30 protein-coding genes are annotated in these 20,447 nt (G+C 31.6%); 20 read left to right on the top strand and 10 right to left on the bottom strand.

All coding sequences use genetic code 11. From position 1 onward, the window contains the following. The first annotated feature begins 167 nt into the window (after positions 1-167). The 3 genes from BG20_RS05470 (at position 168) to BG20_RS05465 (ending at position 2,020) form a co-directional block, all read left to right on the top strand. Complete coding sequence (locus tag BG20_RS05470; protein WP_010191964.1) at positions 168-1,247, top strand: hypothetical protein; 1,080 nt, start codon at positions 168-170, stop codon at positions 1,245-1,247. Positions 1,248-1,410: 163 nt separating this feature from the next. Next, positions 1,411-1,641, top strand: a complete 231-nt coding sequence (locus BG20_RS13215; protein ID WP_052304768.1) for a hypothetical protein — start codon at positions 1,411-1,413, stop codon at positions 1,639-1,641. A gap of 145 nt (positions 1,642-1,786) precedes the next feature. Beyond that, positions 1,787-2,020 carry a hypothetical protein gene (locus BG20_RS05465; RefSeq protein ID WP_010191960.1) on the top strand — a complete coding sequence of 78 codons (234 nt, stop codon included), beginning with the start codon at positions 1,787-1,789 and terminating at the stop codon, positions 2,018-2,020. A 78-nt stretch (positions 2,021-2,098) separates the two neighbouring features. On the opposite strand, the gene BG20_RS05460 is transcribed toward BG20_RS05465, so the two are convergent. Beyond that, the gene (locus tag BG20_RS05460; RefSeq protein WP_010191957.1) at positions 2,099-4,291 is read right to left on the bottom strand and encodes an elongation factor EF-2; all 2,193 of its coding nucleotides are present in this window, start codon (positions 4,289-4,291) and stop codon (positions 2,099-2,101) included. 60 nt (positions 4,292-4,351) lie between these two features. Then, entirely contained in the window at positions 4,352-5,284 is a 933-nt protein-coding gene (locus BG20_RS05455) for an SIS domain-containing protein (RefSeq protein WP_010191954.1), read from the bottom strand. Positions 5,285-5,337: 53 nt separating this feature from the next. On the opposite strand from BG20_RS05455, the gene BG20_RS05450 reads away from it, so the two are divergent. From BG20_RS05450 to BG20_RS05440, 4 genes are all read left to right on the top strand, one after another. Beyond that, positions 5,338-6,177: an MqnA/MqnD/SBP family protein gene (locus BG20_RS05450; RefSeq protein ID WP_010191952.1), complete on the top strand. Its 840-nt coding sequence runs from the start codon at positions 5,338-5,340 to the stop codon at positions 6,175-6,177. Positions 6,178-6,193: 16 nt separating this feature from the next. Further along, the gene (locus BG20_RS05445; protein WP_010191950.1) at positions 6,194-6,487 is read left to right on the top strand and encodes a hypothetical protein; all 294 of its coding nucleotides are present in this window, start codon (positions 6,194-6,196) and stop codon (positions 6,485-6,487) included. A 229-nt stretch (positions 6,488-6,716) separates the two neighbouring features. Then, positions 6,717-6,818 (top strand): zinc-ribbon domain-containing protein, encoded by a 102-nt coding sequence (locus BG20_RS13995; protein ID WP_420805930.1) that lies wholly within the window; start codon positions 6,717-6,719, stop codon positions 6,816-6,818. 216 nt (positions 6,819-7,034) lie between these two features. After that, positions 7,035-7,268: a hypothetical protein gene (locus tag BG20_RS05440; protein ID WP_010191947.1), complete on the top strand. Its 234-nt coding sequence runs from the start codon at positions 7,035-7,037 to the stop codon at positions 7,266-7,268. Positions 7,269-7,635: 367 nt separating this feature from the next. On the opposite strand, the gene BG20_RS05435 is transcribed toward BG20_RS05440, so the two are convergent. Next, positions 7,636-7,998 carry a hypothetical protein gene (locus BG20_RS05435; protein WP_238527524.1) on the bottom strand — a complete coding sequence of 121 codons (363 nt, stop codon included), beginning with the start codon at positions 7,996-7,998 and terminating at the stop codon, positions 7,636-7,638. A 194-nt stretch (positions 7,999-8,192) separates the two neighbouring features. Between BG20_RS05435 and BG20_RS12685 the strand changes: the two genes are divergently transcribed. The 7 genes from BG20_RS12685 (at position 8,193) to BG20_RS05410 (ending at position 12,484) form a co-directional block, all read left to right on the top strand. Then, entirely contained in the window at positions 8,193-8,342 is a 150-nt protein-coding gene (locus BG20_RS12685) for a hypothetical protein (protein ID WP_010191942.1), read from the top strand. A gap of 94 nt (positions 8,343-8,436) precedes the next feature. Then, the gene (locus tag BG20_RS05430; protein ID WP_010191939.1) at positions 8,437-8,691 is read left to right on the top strand and encodes a hypothetical protein; all 255 of its coding nucleotides are present in this window, start codon (positions 8,437-8,439) and stop codon (positions 8,689-8,691) included. Positions 8,692-8,882: 191 nt separating this feature from the next. Then, positions 8,883-9,170, top strand: coding sequence for a hypothetical protein (locus BG20_RS05425; RefSeq protein WP_010191937.1), 288 nt, complete (start codon positions 8,883-8,885; stop codon positions 9,168-9,170). A 166-nt stretch (positions 9,171-9,336) separates the two neighbouring features. Beyond that, complete coding sequence (locus BG20_RS05420) at positions 9,337-9,612, top strand: hypothetical protein (protein WP_007401481.1); 276 nt, start codon at positions 9,337-9,339, stop codon at positions 9,610-9,612. A gap of 283 nt (positions 9,613-9,895) precedes the next feature. After that, positions 9,896-10,051: a hypothetical protein gene (locus tag BG20_RS12680; RefSeq protein WP_193353023.1), complete on the top strand. Its 156-nt coding sequence runs from the start codon at positions 9,896-9,898 to the stop codon at positions 10,049-10,051. A 186-nt stretch (positions 10,052-10,237) separates the two neighbouring features. After that, positions 10,238-12,052, top strand: coding sequence for a potassium transporter TrkG (locus tag BG20_RS05415; RefSeq protein WP_048097090.1), 1,815 nt, complete (start codon positions 10,238-10,240; stop codon positions 12,050-12,052). 153 nt (positions 12,053-12,205) lie between these two features. Next, positions 12,206-12,484 carry a hypothetical protein gene (locus BG20_RS05410; protein ID WP_010191932.1) on the top strand — a complete coding sequence of 93 codons (279 nt, stop codon included), beginning with the start codon at positions 12,206-12,208 and terminating at the stop codon, positions 12,482-12,484. Between the two features lie 97 nt (positions 12,485-12,581). On the opposite strand, the gene BG20_RS05405 is transcribed toward BG20_RS05410, so the two are convergent. After that, positions 12,582-13,679, bottom strand: coding sequence for a radical SAM protein (locus BG20_RS05405; protein WP_010191931.1), 1,098 nt, complete (start codon positions 13,677-13,679; stop codon positions 12,582-12,584). A 78-nt stretch (positions 13,680-13,757) separates the two neighbouring features. On the opposite strand from BG20_RS05405, the gene BG20_RS12675 reads away from it, so the two are divergent. After that, complete coding sequence (locus tag BG20_RS12675; RefSeq protein ID WP_010191929.1) at positions 13,758-13,931, top strand: hypothetical protein; 174 nt, start codon at positions 13,758-13,760, stop codon at positions 13,929-13,931. Here BG20_RS12675 and BG20_RS05400 read toward each other — a convergent pair. The 4 genes from BG20_RS05400 to BG20_RS05385 all read right to left on the bottom strand — a co-directional run bounded on the left by BG20_RS05400 (position 13,918) and on the right by BG20_RS05385 (position 16,306). Then, complete coding sequence (locus tag BG20_RS05400) at positions 13,918-14,415, bottom strand: tetratricopeptide repeat protein (RefSeq protein ID WP_010191927.1); 498 nt, start codon at positions 14,413-14,415, stop codon at positions 13,918-13,920. The genes BG20_RS12675 and BG20_RS05400 overlap by 14 nt on opposite strands. 74 nt (positions 14,416-14,489) lie before the next feature. Next, complete coding sequence (locus BG20_RS05395) at positions 14,490-14,927, bottom strand: universal stress protein (RefSeq protein ID WP_010191926.1); 438 nt, start codon at positions 14,925-14,927, stop codon at positions 14,490-14,492. Between the two features lie 122 nt (positions 14,928-15,049). Further along, positions 15,050-15,967: a transcription initiation factor IIB gene (locus BG20_RS05390; protein WP_007401473.1), complete on the bottom strand. Its 918-nt coding sequence runs from the start codon at positions 15,965-15,967 to the stop codon at positions 15,050-15,052. Between the two features lie 111 nt (positions 15,968-16,078). Then, positions 16,079-16,306 (bottom strand): tetratricopeptide repeat protein, encoded by a 228-nt coding sequence (locus BG20_RS05385; protein WP_048097089.1) that lies wholly within the window; start codon positions 16,304-16,306, stop codon positions 16,079-16,081. Positions 16,307-16,432: 126 nt separating this feature from the next. Between BG20_RS05385 and BG20_RS05380 the strand changes: the two genes are divergently transcribed. Then, entirely contained in the window at positions 16,433-16,885 is a 453-nt protein-coding gene (locus BG20_RS05380; RefSeq protein WP_010191919.1) for an Lrp/AsnC family transcriptional regulator, read from the top strand. Positions 16,886-16,888: 3 nt separating this feature from the next. Continuing rightward, positions 16,889-17,455 (top strand): DnaJ domain-containing protein, encoded by a 567-nt coding sequence (locus tag BG20_RS05375; RefSeq protein WP_010191917.1) that lies wholly within the window; start codon positions 16,889-16,891, stop codon positions 17,453-17,455. Here the strand turns inward: BG20_RS05375 and BG20_RS05370 are convergent. Continuing rightward, positions 17,452-17,823, bottom strand: a complete 372-nt coding sequence (locus BG20_RS05370; protein ID WP_010191916.1) for a hypothetical protein — start codon at positions 17,821-17,823, stop codon at positions 17,452-17,454. The two genes, BG20_RS05375 and BG20_RS05370, sit on opposite strands and share 4 nt — an antisense overlap. Positions 17,824-17,995: 172 nt before the next feature. Here BG20_RS05370 and BG20_RS05365 point away from each other — a divergent pair, with 172 nt between their 5' ends. The 3 genes from BG20_RS05365 (at position 17,996) to BG20_RS12390 (ending at position 20,185) form a co-directional block, all read left to right on the top strand. Further along, positions 17,996-19,318: an HD domain-containing protein gene (locus tag BG20_RS05365; RefSeq protein WP_238527523.1), complete on the top strand. Its 1,323-nt coding sequence runs from the start codon at positions 17,996-17,998 to the stop codon at positions 19,316-19,318. Positions 19,319-19,443: 125 nt separating this feature from the next. Then, a complete protein-coding gene (locus tag BG20_RS05360; RefSeq protein ID WP_048097091.1) occupies positions 19,444-19,893 on the top strand; it encodes a hypothetical protein in 450 nt (149 codons plus the stop codon). A gap of 148 nt (positions 19,894-20,041) precedes the next feature. Continuing rightward, positions 20,042-20,185 (top strand): DUF5679 domain-containing protein, encoded by a 144-nt coding sequence (locus tag BG20_RS12390; protein ID WP_007550336.1) that lies wholly within the window; start codon positions 20,042-20,044, stop codon positions 20,183-20,185. 18 nt (positions 20,186-20,203) lie between these two features. On the opposite strand, the gene BG20_RS05350 is transcribed toward BG20_RS12390, so the two are convergent. Continuing rightward, the gene (locus BG20_RS05350; RefSeq protein ID WP_010191904.1) at positions 20,204-20,446 is read right to left on the bottom strand and encodes a hypothetical protein; all 243 of its coding nucleotides are present in this window, start codon (positions 20,444-20,446) and stop codon (positions 20,204-20,206) included. Position 20,447: the final 1 nt, after the last annotated feature.

The raw sequence follows: 20,447 nt of genomic DNA, 5'->3' as shown, positions 1-20,447 counted from the left end.
CCAATTAATCCAATAGGAATAAAGTGAAAATAGATGTAAAAAAGAATCAAATATTAAAAAATCAAAATACTTTTAGAAGAATTTGATCGAAATCATTTAAAATTTATAAAAATGTAAATTTTCTTTATCTGATTTTTTATACTTAACTGCAGATACACAAAAATGAAGTGAGTGACATTGAAAATCCCAAACAAGTTACTCAAACTCAGATCATAAAAAAAATAGAAAATCTCATTGACACAAATAGTGGGGATATTGGACGATTATATCACATCCTAGAATGTCTAAAACAAAGCAAACCGCTTTATCATTCAGATCAGATGTATTTAGAAAATAAAATCAAAGGACAATTTATCATCGTAGATGAAGATAGTCCAAAAGAAAATCCTCTCCTTTCAAAAATTCAAACATTAATTGATTCAGGAGTGGGAGATCCTGGAAGATTACAGTATATGTATGACAAAGTATCGCAGAATAAACCGCTCTTTCATTCAGATCAAGTTTACCTAGAAAATAAATTAAAATCAAGTACGGACAATCTAAAAAATAACTCTGAGAATTTTGAGAATTTATCAGTGGATGACAACATCATAGAACAGGAATCAAAAAACAATGAAATAACCCCAAATATAGTCTCAAACACTACCCAGTATCAATTACCAAAACTTCGAGGAACAATGCCAAAAGGATGGAATCCTCCAGAAAATAAATCAGATGAATTAACAGGATTATATGAAAAAATTAAAACCGAAGAAGAATCATTAAAGGAACACAAAAAAATCCACAGTGAAATTGAGATACAACGGTCTAAATTAGCCCAACTCATTTTGAACAGAAAAGAATATGAAAATCAGGTTTCACTTGAAAAATCTTTGTTAGATTCACAAATTAAAGAAGAGCATCTCAAGATTCAGGAACAAACTAAGCTGTCAGAGCAGATAATTTTACAAAAAGCAGAGATAGAAAAAGTAAAAACAGAACGAAATGAATTAATGAAAAAAATCACAATTGAGAAGGAACAAGTAGCAAAAGAGCTTGAATATCAAAAAAATCAATTATCACAAATACGTACTGAACAAGAAGAAATTGAAAAACAGATCAAGATAGAACGATTATCACTTTCAAAAATGCTAGAGGAACAAAAAGTGAATTTACAAAAACAATCTCAAATTAATTTAGAAATTAAAGAAAAACAAGTAGATTTAGAAAAAACAAAAAAGAATACAATGAAATTTTATCTCAAGTAAACAATGAGAAAAACAAACTTGTAGAATCAAAAAAATTGAAAAAGATGATTCAATCACAAGAAAAGGACTTGGAAAAAACAAAAAAGAAAGATTAAGAATCGAGGATATTATATCTAAAGAAAAAGAAACAATATCCATTAAGACTAAAGAAGAACACGAAAAATTGAAAATTCAAAGTGTGTTGGCAAAACAAATCATAGATGAAAAAATCGCATTAGAAGAAATAAAACAAAAACGTAAAAAAATTCAAAATGAGATCAAATCGGAAAAACAGAAATTAAAAGAGCAACAAATTAAAATAAAAAAAGAAATTTCAGAGAAAAAGAAACAACTAAAATTATCAATAAATAAATCAAAACCAAAAAAATCATCTAAGATAAAATCTGAAACTTGAAATTTCAAACAATTTGTAGCCCATTCGTGTACAGTTAGATACTATCATAACTCTAGTTATGTCGCACAATTCGTGACTAAGAAATAAAATAAACTAAAATGATATGGATGAATTTAAATAAAATCTATAACAATACACATTAGAATTGATTGATAAAGATGTAGAGGTTGAAAATAAAAAAAATGATGAACTTCATGAAATTGAATTAAAATGTGTTGCATTGGGACAAATCCCAAACAAAACATTTAGAGGTAACGATAACGAATACGTTTCTCTGGAAAAAGCCTTGGAAATTATGAGGGTATTGGAAAAAAGAAGTGAAGAGATACATCAAATGGCCAGAACATTTAGAGAAAAACATGAATTTGCTAAAGAATAACTAATTTCCAACAAACAAACCCACACACTAACGCAAGTCATTACCAACTTTTCATTCGAGAAAGGGGGGATTGCCTTTTTACTCTCTGTCAATATATTCTTCTATGCCAGGAGGATTTGGTGCAAGTCCCTTTCTTTTTCTAATTTCTGCAATTGCAGTAGCAGCAATTGATTTAGGAAGTTCAGTCCATGCCTTAAATGAAGTATTCCACGTTGCACGTCCAGCAGTTTGACCTCTCATTGCTTCTGACAACGTAAATGTTTCAGCTGCTGGAATTTCTCCAACAATAATACTTGCAGCGCCTTTTTGTTGCATGTCTAGTACTTTACCACGTTTACCTGAAATTACAGTAGCGACGTTTCCTACTAGATCGGTTGGAACTCTAACTTCAATTGCAAGCATCGGTTCTAAGATAGTAACACCTGCAGTCAAAAGAGCACCCATACATGCACGTCTTGATGCAGGACCAAGTTGGGATAGACCTCTATGAGCAGTATCCTCGTGAGGAACAAAGTGAGTGAAGATAAACTTGCAATCCCTCATTTGCTCTTTACATAGAGGACCTTCTTTCATTACTTCTTCAAATCCAGAATTAATAGAATCAGTAGATTCCTGAATAAACTGAACACCTTTTGTACCGTTAATCATCACATTTCCACGTGGATCCATTTTCATGATTCTTTTAATGGTATCAGTATCCCATCCAGCGCCTTTTAGAAGATCAGATACAACTTTTTTATCTTTCATATCGCTGATCTCCCCTGTTCTTAACATATTTGCAATTGCTGGTTCCAAAGGCTCCACTTTCATGAAAATTTTATTGTGTCTATTTGGAGATTTTGACATTATTGGTTCACAACTGCCTTTTACTGTTTCTCTGTAATTGATAAGTGGCTCAGAAGTAATGATTTCTACTTTAGCATCTTGAATTCGGTGAGTTGCAACATCAAGATGAAGTACACCCATTCCAGCTACAAGAGTTTCGCCTGATTCTTCATCAATTTTTACTACAAGATTAGGATCCTCGATTGTTAATTGTTTGAGAACCTCAACTAGTTTAGGTAAATCTTTTGGATGTTTTGGTTCTATTGCAATTTGAACGACAGGTTCTGAAACATATTTGACTCCTTCAAACATTGGAATGCCTTTAACAGATGAAATTGTATTACCTGCTCTGGCTTCAGTCAATCCTAAAAGTGCCGGAATGTTTCCAGCGCCTAGTTCACCAACTTGTTCTCTTTGGTTACCCATGAAAAAGTTCACCGATTGAACTCTGCCTTCTCGTTTTGCATCAATAATGTTAATTGTTTGTCCATCTTTGATGGTTCCTGAAAACAATCTGCCAATTGCAACAGGACCAGCTGCAGGATCCAATACCATGTTTACAACCATCATAATTGTTGGTCCATCATCACTACATGCCAATAGAGCCTTTCCAATATCAGACTCCAGATCTCCTTTCCAAATTTGTGGAATTCTATATTTCTGAGCAACATGTGGTGGAGGAACATGTTTTACAACCATTCCAAGCACTGCATCAGCTAGTGGAGCTCGTGCTACCAAATCATCAACTTTTTCATTTTTATAAGCATCAATAACATCTTTGAAGGTAATTCCTTTTTCTTTCATAATATCTACATTAAATGCCCATTTGTCTTTGGCAGAACCAAATGTCACACTAGCCTCTTGAATCGACACTTTCCATTTGTCCTTGTATTCAGGTTCAGCATAAGTTTCAACTAGTTGATTAAAGCTAGATACAACACCTGCAAGAGTTTCTTGCATTTTTTCAGGAGTTAAACGAAGTTCTTTGATTAATCTATCGACTTTATTTATGAATAAAACAGGTCTTACTCTTTCCTCAAGTGCCATTCTAGTAACAGTTTCTGTTTGAGTCATAATTCCCTCAACTGCATCACATACAACAGTTGCACCATCAATGGCTCTGAGACTTCGAATTACCCTTCCGCTAAAGTCTACGTGTCCAGGGGTATCAATCATGTTAATGACGTATTCTTTTTCTTTCTGAGTGAAAAACAGGGTAACGTTTGCTTGGTAAATTGTAATTCCTCTTTCTTGTTCTTCTTTATCAAAGTCCATTGCCAGTGCTTTTCCAGCTGCAGATGGGGCAATGATTCCTGATGCAGCCAAAAGACTATCACTCATAGTTGTTTTTCCGTGATCAACATGAGCAATTACACTAAAGTTACGAATCTGTTCCTTATTTTTGATGATCCTCAACACTTCAGTAGTGGACTTGAATTTCGCCATATTCGCAAAACCAATTATTCAGCTAATAAATCTATACGAAATAAGGAGATATTGAAATTATCAATAGATCATTTGATTACTTACATTTCGAAGATTTTTGGATAAAATAAAATGGCACTCTTTTTGTCGTCTTCGTTTGGCCTCAAAAAGAGTCAGCAATTGAGAAAAATACACATAGTAAAGAAGTTTGGAAATCTTGTGTTTTGATGTAAATGTAGGATGTATTACATTTAATCCAAGATTTTTCAGATTTCTTGAAAGTTGTTTGGCATGATAATTATTTTCTTCAAAAATTATTACTGTATCGCCCTTTTTTATTGAAAATAATTCCATATGTGAAAATTGCTCTATTCTCTGAAAATGAACATCATAGCCAAGTACTTCATAAAATTTTGCGGCACAGTACATTGCTATTGGAAATGTGTATCCAGAACCTAAAACGAAGAGTCTTTTTCCAAATTTTGATTTTTTTGCATCAGATATTGCTTTATTGAAAATTTTTGGGTCTTTTGGAATTGAGATCGGAGATACCAGAGAAATACAAGTTAAAGCACTTTCAAGAAAACTGATACTTCCCGCTGTCAATTCTTTTGAATATTGAAAATTTAGGATTATTGAAGAATTACAGACATTTGCCAATTTACTTTGTGGTACTGATGTAATAGCAGTTGATTTTTTAGTGATTTTTGCAGCTTTGATATTGGAAATTGTATTTCCAGAAATTGAAACAAAGTAAATAATCTTATTTTTTACAATTGACTTGGTCCTTAGTAGATCAAGTGGATCCATAGATTTTACGGCATAATCAGAAAATACTTCAGCTAACATTGCAGAGATAAAAGAATCGCCAGTTCCAGAAAAGATTACATTTTTTTGTTGATGTTCAGTAAGAGGTTTTATTGCTTGAAATGTATTCAAAAAATTAGGCTGATCAAAAATATCTTTTTCATATGCTTCAATACTTTGCATAAAAATCATAAAATCATCAGACATATTAGAAAAACGGTCTGGTTTTGATTTTTATAACGATAATTTAGGAATAAAATGTGGATATTACAGTAGGGCATACACCAGATTCTGATGATGCATTCATGTTTTATGGGATGTTTACAGGAAAAGTATCATCTCGAGATTTTACAGTAACACATGTAATTGAAGACATTGAAAAATTAAATAGAAAAGCAACAAACCCAGAACTTGATGTAACTGCAGTTTCTGTTCATGCTTGTGCATACATTCCAGGATACACGATACTGAGAAGTGGAGGAAGTTTTGGTATTGGATATGGTCCAATAGTTACTGCAAAAAAACAAATGTCAATAGATGAGATAAAAAAATGCAAGATTGCCATACCTGGAAAGATGACATCAGCATTTCTATTACTTCAGTTAATGATAGGAAAATTTGATTATGTTGAGATGAATTTTAGTGATATTCCAGAAGCTGTAAAAAAAGGCAAAGTTGATGCAGGGTTGGTTATTCATGAAACCCAGTTATCATATGAGCAGGAAGGAAATGTCAAAATTTTAGATGTGGGTGAATGGTGGGATAAAGAAACGGGTGGATTGCCAGTTCCATTAGGAATTAATGTTATGAAGACAAGTTTAGGAGAAGATACGATTCATAAATTTGACAAATATCTTCAAGCATCAATTGAGTACGGATTGAAAAATCTTGATGATGCTCTAGAGTATGCCATGCAATATAGTAGAGGAAAACCAAGAGAGTTGATTGAGAAATTTGTAAAAATGTACGTCAATAAGGTTACTATAAACATGGGCGATAAAGGTGAAGAATCAATTAGAAGAGTTTTTGAAATGGCAAAACAAAAAAATACTTGTACCAGATTTCAAACTAAGTATAGCCATCAAGTAATTATATTGTAAAAAATCTAGTCATACAATGGGAGATGGGATAGGAGGTCCAGTTATTGGTTGTTTGTCAAACAATACTTTTGAGCTTCTAGTAACACATTTTCGTAAAGACAATAAAGATGATTATGCAAAAACGGAGCGTATAATCATTGCCAAAATCGATAATCCAGATGAACCAGAATATCAAGAAACAACAAAAACAGATCTTGAAATGGCATTAAAAGGAAAATTTGTTTCATGTAATGTTCAGTATAGAGATACTAAAACAGATGCTCTAGTATGCAATGTATTTGTTCAAAAACCTCCAGAAGGTTTTGTGTAATACTGAGACAAAACTAATTCAGGATTAAAGGCTTTAGAATTTAGAAAAATAGACTCGTTGAAACAACCGGTTGCAACGAGTACGAACGAACTAGGACATTTTATCTACAATAATTTGAAACATAAAAAGAGTGGAATTTTTTATAAATTATGATGCCCAATATGGAAATATAATAAAAAACTAACCATGATTAAAAAATTTTTAAATCAAATAAAATAATAGTAATTTTATGAAGCCCCAATCATGCAGAAATTGCGGGAAAGAATTATTCCAAAATCAAAGGATTTGTCCAAACTGTGGCAGAGATAGCGGTTATGATGACAGAGAATAATACTTTGATTCAAACTTTTTGAAACTAAATGCTTAAGTTCACATAAAATTTAGAATTATTATGACAAAAAGCAAATGTCCATACTGTAGTTCATTATTTGAAAATAATGAAACATTATCCAAACATATTGATAAAATACATAATGCTGCAGAACCAATTTAAGTCTAATTTAAAATTCAATAGGCTTAAGTTCATAATTTTTTAAAATTTGATAGTTTGGATTTTGAAAATGATATAGAAGCCCTCGAAACTGCCATACTTGAAGTAGATCAGAGAATCAAAAAGCTTGAAGTGCACAAAGATTCGGTGAATAAAGAGATCAGAGAAGGCAAATCAGATAACAAAACAGTTACAGAAACGTTAAGACGGTTAGAGCGTAATTTAAAAGAGTTACATAAAAAACAAGTATTTCTCATTAAAGAAAGAGATTCCAAATCTTTAAGTTTGTAGAAAATGAGTTACAATCATGGGGTTACGTAACACACTTCGTAAGTTTTGCATATTGAAAAGTGTCAGAGACAAAGCTACAGAAGAATCAGAAGATCAAAATAAGAATTAAGATCTAAACTCAGAATTCTTTAGTTTGGTATTCAAGTTAGAAAATCCATGAACCCAAATGATGAAAAACTCACATTTTCAAAACAAGAGACAGCCATGATTCAGGTCACCTATAATCCTAAGAATAGTTGCTCAATTATCATCTATAAAAGACATACAGAAAAATTAGAAAAATATACGATTCAGTGAATGGGATGTAGAATTTACGACATGTTATAATATAGTAAAGATAATCGAAATAAAAAAAATCAGAAAATACTTAATTGTCATAATTTTTGGCCTGGTCTATACAGTCTGCACGATGCTGTTCACTCACAAAATCACAAATTCTATCTTTATATTTTCTGAGAAATTGACTCAAACAATCATATTGATTTTTTTCATCATTGATATAATTAACACAGATTTCAGGGTCTTTTTTCATATAAGCAATATTTGAAATGCAGTTCTGGTAATCATCAAAATTCAAACATATGTGAGGATCATTAAGATTCAATGCAGAATCCACATTTTTTAAAATAGATTTTTCAGATGTGGGAGAAACAAAGGTTCCAAGAAAAGAAAAAACGACAACTATCACTATGAACACCATCATTAATCCCCCTATTGTAATACCAAACATTGGATTCATTTCTGAGGATTATTACAGAATCACAGGTAATAAAATGAAGAATATTTAATTTTGAAGAACAGTGTTTTATATGTAAAATTAATTATTTTACGCTAATTTGAATTAAATATTTTGTTGTATGAAATATTAGCACTAGAAAAAAATTTGATTGTGCTTTAAATATTAAAAAATGTATTTAATAAAATATGCAAAAAAGAATTACATTCATGTTGGATGATGATGTTGGCCAAAAACTAAGAGCAATTCAAGCTAAAATGATTCAAACAGAATCAGGCGCTGTCAGCTTCTCAAAAGTCATAAATGAAACATTAAGAAAAGGAATAAAAAATAAGTAAAAACAAAAACAATCTAAAAATTACTAAATCCTTAAGTTGTTAAAAAATATCATAGTGTATGGGATTAGTAAACTTCCTTCATAGATTTTGTATAATGAAAGATGTTAGAAACCAGATAAAGGAATCATCAGGCATAAAACAAGATGAAAATGATGTTAAAATACCATATGTCGGAATTTCTGAAAATATATTTTTGTCAGATAAAGAAATCAAAATTGAAGAAATGGGGAAAGAGATAGGTGAAAATATAAACCAAGAAATCAGTAAATTAAGTAAAAAAAACTTTGATGAACTTAATGAAATATCAGAAGATATTAAAAAAGAAAGAAGCATGTTTGAAAAAAAATAAATCCTGAATTTGGGGATAAAGATTATGAAAAAACAAACATGGTTTGTTCTGGATTCGATATATTACTTAGTGCCATTAAAGATGAAATTGAGAAAAGAAACAATCCAGAAAAATAGCTCAACAATTATATGAATAAAAAAGAGAAGGTAAATTAAGTAAAAGTATTATCAGTCAAATAGAATAACCATATAATGAAAGCGATTTTCAAAAAAGAAATATTAAATGATCCAGAATCTGAAAATAGCACATATACGAATTTTACACTAAAACGTAATACTGAATTTTGTTGTGAGAAATTCAAAGTGTTTTGTAAAAAATTTACTGTTTGGAGTTATGAACGGGGGAAATTTGCAATAGTAGATCAAATAACATATGAAGGGCAATCAATTCAACCTATAGATTTTTGTCCATTTTGTGGAGAAAAAATCGATTACGAAGATGAAAATAAACCAAGTAAATCAATTAAAAAGAAAAAATAAAACATCGTCGAGTTTATCAAAGCAGTAGAAATAACAATTTACAGATTCAGAGATAGAACGGAATATAAAAAATTTACAAAAATAGGGTTCAAAAGTACCAAGTATGCAGTTCCAAGGGGAACTACCAACACATAATTTAAAAAATCAGAGGTTTTGATTTAGGGTGATGAGCGTAGAACGTATAGTATTTGAATTTGTGAAATATATCAATAAAGAGCCGGGTAAATGTCCAGCATGTGGATTTAAAATAATAATCGAATGTTGCAGTTTCATAGAAGGTAGAGGATGGTTTTGCCCACAATGCAAAACACTATCAGTATATGACGAAGAAATACAAAAAATGATAGGAGATAATGTATCAATATTACCGGTAATTCCAAAACCACCGTACTCATATGGTGAAACTCTAAAACCATCATCAAAAGTTCGCCGCATTGACTAACAAGATAAAATTAAAAATTAATAGATTATCAAGTTCCAATAGCAATTTTAGAATTAGAAAAACAGCTAGAAAAGATCAAGGTTTAATTTTGGATAAAATTTAGGAAGTGTAATGGTTGGTGTGTCAGTTAAAAAAGGATGGACTAAAAACAGTAAACTTGCAATAGTAGGGCTAGTTGGAAGTATAGCAGTCATAATTATCACATTAATGTTTTAAACAGATCATATAGAATTATTAAAACAAAAAGCATACATGCATAAATTCTACAGATGTAAGAAAAAGCATGCATTGTGATGACAAACGGACTCTATTTGTTTTAAAAGAAAATATCATCATGTGTTTTAATGAATTAAAAGAGACAGATTTTGAAGATAAAAATATTCTAAAGCAAATTAATGATTTAATTGAAGAGTATAAAGCATTAAAAAAATCAACATGAAAAACAGATTCAAATAGATAATAACTAAACGGCTCGCTTTGAAAACCACAAGATTATTGATTTTTAGGGCATAGATCATAAAAATTGATTTAAAACGAACAAAATAATTAAAACAATTTGTATTGAGTTCAATGGATCCTAATGTTTGACCCAAATTATTTAATGTCAAAAAACAGAGGATAGTTGATGTCTTCAAATCCAGAGAGGTCCATATCATATGTTCTTACAAAATATGTTACCACGTATATGCACAAAGAGGTATTGATGTTAAATCTGAATACTCGAACCCGTGATGCAGCCAGACTACTTCAACATTATGAAACAGATGATATCATAGTAACTGACGAAAACAATATACCTGTAGGCATTGTCACCGATGAGGACATCATAAGAAAGGTTAGTGATGTTACAGTAAATGCAGAATTTACATTTTTGAAAGACATAATGAATACCCCGTTAATTACAATTAATGAAAAAGCATCATTACAGGATGCTCTTCATAAAATGAGAGATAATAATGTAAGAAAACTTCCAGTCGTATCTAAAAAAAATCTTGTAATAGGAATTATTTATCAAGTAACAATTGCAAATGTAATCAGAGATGCAACTGCCACAGCACCTCGTCTTCTGAGTCCACCAGTAAAAGCAATTCTAGGAAACTTAGGATTTGTGTTACAATTTGCAGGAGTGTTACTAATCGTACCTGCGATTTTATCAACAATTTTAGGTGAAGCTGTAACTGCCACAGGAATCTATCTCACCACAGTCTTATTATTGGTAATTGGCTTCTTTTTGAATTCGTATGGAGAGAAAGCAAGTCTTAATCTTCATCAAGCATCGATTCTAGTAGTATCTAGTCTTTTTTTACTCACATTGATTGGCACAATTCCATATCTGTACGTTTTACCATATGAAGGATCAAATACAGAGATATTTGCAAATGCATTTTTTTCAAGTGCGGCTGGATTCACCACAGGCGGCATATCACTCTTTGACCAACCTGAAAATCTTCCACAAAGTTTCACATTCTATCGAAGTTTTACACAGCTAGTTGGAGGAATGAGTTTCATTTATTTGATCATTACAGCGTTTTATCCAGAATCAAAATTACAATCAATGCGAGGTTTTATCTCAGGTAAAACATTACACATGAGAGAATTATTTGCAACCATAACAATAATTTTTATCTTATACATTTCGATTATAGCATCATTACTGTATTTATTCGGGGAGAGAAACATCATAGATAATGTCTCATTAGCGATGAGTACAGTTGCTACGGGGGGATTCATACCAACATCCACAATTTTACACAATCTAATTTGGGAAGAAAAAATGGTATTAATTGGAGGTATGATATTAGGTGCATTGCCATTTACTTTTCACTATTCTTTAGTGAAAAAGAAATTTTTATCGCCAAAATTAGGAAAAGAAATTTTGATTTATTTTGCGATTCTAGGTGCTGCAATGGCATTATTTATTGGGCTTAGCGGATTGGAGCCGCTAACGAGTGTATTTTATACAGTATCTGCAAGCACTACAGCAGGATTACAATCAGACAATTTATCTGACTTTAATGGTTCTGCTCATTTAATTTTAATTATTTTAATGTTCATAGGAGGCTGTGGATTTTCAACTGCCGGCGGAATCAAAATATTTAGATTGATGCATCTAAAAGATATAAAAAAAATAATTGACAAACAAAAAAAATCAGAATTATCTCCAGAATTAAAAAAAGAATTAATTGTAACACTAATTATCATTATAGCATTTCCATTAGTTGCATCATTATCTGCAGTTTATTTGATGGTTTTGGAGGATGTAAATTTTCAAGATGCGTTTTTAGAATCAACAGGAGTTATAACTACTGGGGGATTGTCAGCAGGAATAATTGACTTACAAACAGATCCTACTGCAAAAATTATTTTTTCATTTCTAATGATTTTTGGCAGATTGGAAATTATTGCAATAATATACATATTTGTGCCTAAATTGATCTAAATTAACAACTACATATTTGGAATTAACAGATAAATAATGAATTCCACAGGATTTGAAAAAATGAATTACAATCATTAATTTTTAGGTACAATACAAGATATAGAATTATAAGAAAATCCCTAATATATGATGAAATTAAAATAATTATCAGAGATGTTAATCGATAAAAAAATTTTTGCAGGCGGAATTATTATGTTAGTTGTTGGAATCGTATTGATCATCTTCATTAATGCGGATGTTCCTGTAGGTCAATCTGGAATGACTGAAGAAGAAGTAATTGATTTGATGATAAAACAACAAGAAAACAAAGACATGAACACACTTGCAGGAATTTTAATCGGCGTAGGATTTATGTTGATTTTAATTAGTTTTGGAGCAAGAAGGAAAAGAAAAGACAGTCCAGAAAAAGTAGAAAAGAAACCAGCCACATAAAATTCAAATATTTTAATTTCAAAAACACATGGAAAAATCATATTCATGTAGAGATTAGTGCATACCATATAGGGACAGGATAGAATAAATTAAAAATTTAGAATCTCTTTACAACATTATAAAACGTATCTCGCTGTACAGGTTGTCGACCAATTTCTTTTACCATGGTAGCTAACTCATCTATAGAAGAAGTAGTGGGTTTTCCGGCAGCGCGATAAATTTCTTCAGAGAATGCAGTTCCGACCAAATCATTCCCACCATTGGATAAAGCAACCTGTGCGAGTTTTTTCCCATAAGCAACCCAGTAAACTGAAATGTTATTCAAAACATTTGCAAGCATCAATCTAGATAGCGCAGTTATTCTCAAATCATACAAAGAAGAGCATTCATTATTAACTAAATGTTCTTGCTCAAGTTCAGTATTATCAAGACTAAATTTTAGAGGAATCATTGTGATGAAGCCATTGGTCTTTTTTTGTAATTCACGAATTTTTATTAAATGATCAATAATATGTGAGGGTTTTTCAATATGTCCATAAAGCATGGTAACATTACTTTTAATTCCAAGATTATGAGCTTGTTCAATAGTATCCAACCATTCTTGTCCAGTGCATTTACCTCTGACGATTTTCCCTCGAACTTCAGGATGAAATAGTTCAGCTCCACCACCAGGCATTGAGTCCAGACCTGCATCCTTAAGACGAGAAAGGATTTCTTTAGTAGAATTTTTTGTTAATTTAGACAGGAAAAAAATTTCAGCAGCAGTCAATGCCTTTATTTTTAATTGCGGATGATTTTTTTTGATGACCTTCACCATGTCTTCATAGTACTCTAAAGGAAGTGTAGGATGAAAGCCACCTACTATGTGAACTTCAGTTGCACCCATAGTTTCTGCAATTCCAACACGTTGCTCAATTTGTTCCGGAGTTAGAGTATATGCATCCTCTGCACCATCTTTTCTATAAAATGCACACATCTGACAACTTGCAGCACAAACATTTGTGTAATTCATATAATATGATGCAGTAAAAGACACCGTATCTCCAACCAACTTTTTTCTAGAAATATCTGCAACTGCACCTAAAATATGTAAATTATCATAATTCATTAATTCCATTCCATCATCATAAGACAATTCTTCTCCAGCAATTGCTCGATCCAACGCCTTTGATTCTCCTACTAATTGTTCTAACACACAAGAAGTTAATGGCTAAAGGATATAATTCTTAACTGTTATCTCAAGAAATAAGTAGGTAAGAAGACTACAATCGACATGGTATTGCCACTAGTGGATGAGCACAAACCAAAATGTTACTTGTGTCATTTAGGATTTGAAAACATTGAAAAACTTCGAGAACATCAAAATACCACACATAAGGAATTTCTAGAGTCTCATGAAAAAAACAATAAAAGAGAGCCAGCACCTGGTGATGTTACTGTGTTTTAGATTTTTGATTTTGAATAGACTTTAACAATTTAGTAACTGTATCTTTGCCGATGCTAGCAAGATCATAATCTTTTTCAATCGATAACGCTTTTTTAAAGTGTTTTAATGCATCATTAAGATTACCTAATTCGCCTAAAGACAATCCTTTGTATGCCAATGCCATGGGGGATTTTTTATCAATTTTAAGAGCTAAATCATAACAATGTATAGCATCATGATATTTTTTACTTGAATGCAAGGATGCACCTTTGTTTATCAGGGCTTGAATATTCCTAGGATCAAGATGAATTACTTTATCATAATATTTTATAGATTGTTTTAGCCGACCTAAATTTTGTAATGTGACACCTTTGTCTAACAAAGCGACAATGTTTTGAGGTTCTTTTTTTAATATTAAATCATATAATTTTAGAGCATCAAGAAAATTTCCATCCTCACATAACTCATAAGCTTGTGATAGCATCCTATCAAGTTCAGCACGCATTATGCTTTTGATAATAACTATTCAATAATATAGATTGCAATAGCACCACACATGAATCAATCAAGAGACTAGAATTACCTAACAATCAGTACTGGGCAATGAATATTTTGTGACACACCATTTGCAACACTGCCATATAGAGTCTTACTCCATCCAGTTCTACCATGAGATCCCATTATAACAAGATCTATTTTTTTAGATTTTACATATGTTACAATTTGTTTTACAATAGAGGGGGCAGCCAAAACAGTAGCAGATATTTGGATTCCTTTATTTTTTGCTAGAACAACAAGCTTGTCAATCTCTGCTTCAGCAGATTTTGTTTGTTTTTTTATTACTGCTTTTGAATATCCTGCGTCTGGAAACCATTGACCACGATAAGCTTCATTTTGTATACAATGTATAACAGATATCTTTGAATCATATTTTTTTGCTATATCCAATGCAATTTTGAATGCATGTAAGGAAGGGTTCGAACCATCCCAAGGAACTAGAATGTTTTTGAAAAGCATATTCAGTGACAAGTTTTATGTTAAATTAACACTTTGATGATTATCATTTTTGAATTTATCAATAAAGAGAATTTCAAAATAAAGTTTCGCTTTTATCTCAAGACAATTTTAGAATTAGGAATCTATAGTTCCATGTTTTGATCTAATTTTAGACCTTTGTATCTATTTCTTATTGTTACTTCAGTTACACTTGCAGCCTCTGCAATATCACGTTGAGTAATATCTTCACCATTTTTAACACATGCTAGATACAATGCTGCAGCTGCCAAACCCATTGGATCTTTGCCAGCTGATTCTTCGTGTTCTTGTGATATTTTCAAAACTTTTGCAGCATAACGTTTTGTTTTTTCTGTTATTCCAATTCTACTAGCAATACGTGCAAGACATTGAATAGGATCAACTACAGGCATTTTCAGTTCTAGTTCTCTATGCAAGAGCCTATAGCATCTTGCAATGTCTTTTTTCTTAAGATTTGCAGCTTCTCCTACATCGTTTAATGTTCTGGGAGTCTCAGTATCTCTGCATGCAGCATAAAGAGCAGATGCAATCATTGCAGAGATGGATCTTCCACGTACTAATTTTTTTTCAATTGCTTTTCTGTAAATGTATGCTGCTTTTTCAATTACAGCATCAGAAAGTGAAAGTTTATCTTTTAATCTATTTAATTCGCTTAAAGCCTGTCTGAGATTTCGGTCAACAGATTCATGAACCTGACTTCTACTGTCCCAGGTTCTTAGTCTTTCAATTGTACTTTTCATGGATGCAGTTAATGGCTTTCCAGATGCATCCTTATTCATTGGATTAATTATGGTGGATAAACCCATGTCATGCATCGTTAATGATGTTGGCGCGCCAGCTCTTGCTTTATTGCCATGCTCATCCTGTGTAAATGATCTCCATTCAGGACCAGATTCTTGAGATTTTTCAGAAATCACATAACCACATTTACCACAAAAACGTTCTCCAGTAACATCATCAGTTAAAAGAGAATTTTTTGCACAACGTGGGCAATTATCAGCATTAACAGACTGTAAAACCATGATAGAATCACTTACGTATCACTTTAATAATAACTAGTAGGAAATGGCATCATTTATTCATAAAAAGACCAAAAAACGGATGAATAAATAAAAACTCGGGACGAAATCATACTATGATGCATTTCTATCTCTTGGATCGATGCCCAGTGATTTGTTAAAGCATTCCACCGCTTCCTCATACCTACCCAAACTACGTAATGATACAGCCTTCAAATTCCACAGTTCAGGATCATTTTGATTCAAGAGTAATGCTTGTTCAAAGCATGCCAATGCATCTTCAAAATTTAAAGAGTCTAAGAAATTTTTACCTTTAAAGACTAACTCTGTGATTCTGTCCATAACAAATATGTGCACTCATTTGTTTTAAGCTTCAATTGGTATAAAAAACAAAAACAGTCATAAAAACAGATATTATTAAACATATATTCAATGAATTACTGAAAATTTAAATATATTTTTGACGTAATGGGTATGTTGGATTTAGATAAAACAGATGAAAGGATTCTTAAAAATTTAATGGTCGATGCACGATTATCTGCAAGACAACTAGCGTTAAAACTTGGGATTTCAACAGTTACGGTATTATCAAGAATAAAAAAATTGGAGAAAGAGAAAATAATCAAAGGATACACAGCATTAATTGATCACGAAAAATTAGGGTATAATCTAACAGCAATAATTGAAATAATTGCAAAAAAAGATAAAATTATAGACATAGAGGCAGAGCTGTCAAAATTAGAAAATGTGTGCGGTGTTTACGACATTACAGGAAATACAGATACTCTAGTTATTGCAAAATTCAAATCCCGCAACGAATTAAGCGAGTTTGTAAAAGGGATAGCATCAATTCAAAACATAGAAAATACAATAACACATGTGGTGTTAAATACTGCTAAAGAAGATTTTAGATTAACATAAAAAATGAAAAGTCTCAGCATTGTCATATTAGGGGCAATTATGTTAAGTGCCATTCAAGTTGTGTCTGGGCAAACAAATGATCAAAAAACATTAGAGATGGAGTTAATTGTAACAGATGAGCAAAAAATCATTTTATTTGCAAGCTTTGCGTTAGCAGTGATAGGCATTTTTGTATATCTTGCACGAGACATCATACTTAGAAAAAAAACATCATATGATTCTAAAGAATTTGATTCAAAAAATGATAAAACATATGAAAAATATCATTCTGACTGGTCAGATGATTATGAAGAATTTGGGACAAGAAGTAAATCTAAAGACAATAAGGAATTCAGAGAGGCGTTTCAAAACTCAGTACTACCAGATTACTATAAAACATTAGATATTTCACAAGAGGCAACGCAAGATGAAATAAAAAATAAGTACAGAGAACTTGCAAAGAAGATACACCCAGACAAAAATAAAGACGACAAATCAGAAGAGATTATGGTTAAGATCAATAAGGCATACGAGGTATTATCAAATGAAGAGTTGCGGAAAAAATATGATGCATATTATGATAAAAATTAATCAGATGCTAATTTTACCAAAATCATATTTAATTCAATTTTTGATGAACTTTGAACGCTATTAGTTAAATTTGCAAACAACGTCAAATGAGTTTCTTTTCCATCACTATGTATGGTTGTAGTAATTTTAATTTCTCCAAACTCAGTATTTGGACCCAACATGGTTTTTGATAATAATGGAATTATAGATAGATCGTGGATTGTTCCTTTAATCTTATATGCAAAAGTATCCGAAAAATAGACACCACCTCGAGTAGTAGGAGAATTGACAGGGGTAGGAGAGTTTACAATCATAGCATCAGAAAATGAATATTTCCTACCATCAAGATGGAGAACAAATTTGAGAGATTCTCTCTGATTGATGGTCATAAGTGATTCAAGTAATTTCAAGTCAACGGACAATAATAGTAAAAAAAGAAATAATTCTATTGAGTGTTTCTAATAAAAATAAAAGAAATTTTCAAAAAAGACAGGATTAATCAATGAAATTTTCAATAAATTTAGAAGCATCTTTAAAAATAGGAATTTGGAACTAAAAATAGTGCAAGAATTCGCAAATCAACACACCATGCGAAACGAGATCATGAGTGTGATTGTTGAGAGTGGTATTGATGAGGATTGCTACATTGAGATGTTAGACTATACAATTGAGCTATTTGAAACACAGGGCCTTGGAAGCGACTACTATGGGTATCATAATATCAACCATGAATTAGAAGTCACATATGTTGCGTTATTATCGGCCAATCTAAATAATTCATCAAAAAAATTCTCCATTACTGATTTAAAATATCTGTACACGGCTGCACTATTTCATGACTTTGATCCTCAAAAAAGTGTAGATAAACCTCATGAAGAAAGTGTTTTGAAATTTATTTCCATGGATAGAAAACTTCGTAAATTAATAGATGTAGCAGGTTTAGATCTTGAAATTATTAAAGTGCTAATACTTCGAACAACATATCCATGGAGTGGCAAGTTAAAAGAAAATGCAGAAAGACAAATTAAAGAATGTTTTAACAATTCAGAAATTACAAAAAACAATAAAGCAAAGCAAGATCATTTCATGAATTTAGGTTGGTATCTTTCCGTAGTAGATAGAATTAGTGGTTATTCATTAGGAGATTTTTCAAGAGCGATGGAGATGGCAAAAATGAACGCACATGCTTTAGCATGGAGACCTTCGCTAATAGTCAGAAGCTCAGTAGCTTATTTTGAAGAACTATTAAACAAAGAAACTGAGATGTGCAGGTTTATTTTAGAAAGTCTACCAAAACACATGAGAAAAAATTTCTTTGATACAGTGTTAGGATTTATGAACATAAGACAGCAAGAGATCACCATACAAGCAAATTACACCTATGACAATTTAAAATTGGTTCCAACTATTGAAAACATTGATACGCGATTAGAACCAGAATTCATCAAATCTTTGTTTGCCATATTTTTAGAATTACCCAAGCCACTTCAATTTGCAAGAGACAGTTTTGAAGAATCTATAAAGGATCCAAACATAATTCTCAACACTCTAAGACTAAATAATTGCAAAGGAGAAGTAATTGGATTTGCAAAAGGAGGCCCATTAGAAAATTATAGACTTAGGCCAGAAATACGAGATGAAAATTATGGATTAAACAACACCATATTTCTAGAACCTTTGGCATTAAAGATGGGGTATTGGGGGTTAAAAGGAGGTAGTGAAATGCGACACATGTTCATAATGCAAGCGCATTCTAAAAAATACAAATTTTTGACTAGTTTCGCATTACGAGACGTAATTAAATCCAGAATAGATAAGGAGCAAGCAGAATTCGTTACGAGATTCGACCCAGAAAGATGGGATTATTACAGAATCAAAATATAATCAATTTTAAAATTTTAAACTTGAATATCATCATTCTTCAAGGACAGTAATGTAGCAGAAATTAACCCAGATGTATCAAGAAAAGATGTAGAAACGCTTTATTAACAAAAAAATTGTCAAAACTCATGATAAAACAGATAGTAAGTATCTGTATGGTGATGCTAGTTGGGATAGTTTTAATCAATTCAGCATATGCATTAACACAATTAGAGAGGGTTGAAATTACAAATCCGCGATTAGTAAATGCATTTGGTGTAAAAATATCAAATCAAGTGAATGTTAATCAGCATGTACAAATTACTGCAGATATTAAAAATAATCAAGACAAAGCACAGAAATTTGTATACATAGTCCAAGTAAAAAATCAACAAGGAGTTGTAGTTTCATTAGGATGGATAAACGGGTTATCGTTAGACCCTGAACAAACTTTTAGTCCGGCATTATCATGGACGCCACTAGAATCAGACGAATACACAGTAGAGATTTTTGTGTGGGATATAACAGAAGAGGGAAGTAAATCTTGGGACAAACTAGATGCATTAGCAGAACATGTTGTTTTAAAAATAACTAGTTGAAAACTAATCACACATAATAAAACCAATTTTTAAGAGTAAAAACTTACAAAATCAATTAATTTGAGACAAAAATAAGATCATAGGTTTGCCTCATAGTAAAAAAAAATTAACAAGATCTCGCTAATAGAACTACGTGCCTAAGAGTATCATGACAATAGGATATTGTGTTAAGTGTCGAGATAAAAGAGACATCGAAGGCGCTAAACCATACACCATGAAAAATGGTAAACCAGCTCTAAAAGGCACCTGCCCAAAATGCAGTACTGCTATCTTTAGAATTGGTAGAGGCTAGAATTTCTTAAAAGAAAAACTAGTACTGCCATTCAGGAGTTAGTCCATTCCACAGCGAACGCAGTGGAGATGGATCTTTTTCTATTTCTTGAATAATTCTATTTTTCAATACAAAAAAGAAATTTTCAAGTGCATCTAAACCACCATCCAAAAAAAGTTCATGGCCTATCTCTGTAATTCTTTTCTTTTTTTCAGTAATTTCCAAAGAATCCGGATTTTGAAGACAGAAAGTCATTAAATCAATGAGTTCTTCTTCTAGCATG

It is taken from the genome of Candidatus Nitrosarchaeum limnium BG20 (assembly GCF_000241145.1).
Classification (GTDB): domain Archaea; phylum Thermoproteota; class Nitrososphaeria; order Nitrososphaerales; family Nitrosopumilaceae; genus Nitrosarchaeum; species Nitrosarchaeum limnae.
The sequence above is the reverse complement of the archived record's forward strand: the minus strand, read 5'-3'. Positions and strand labels throughout refer to the sequence as shown.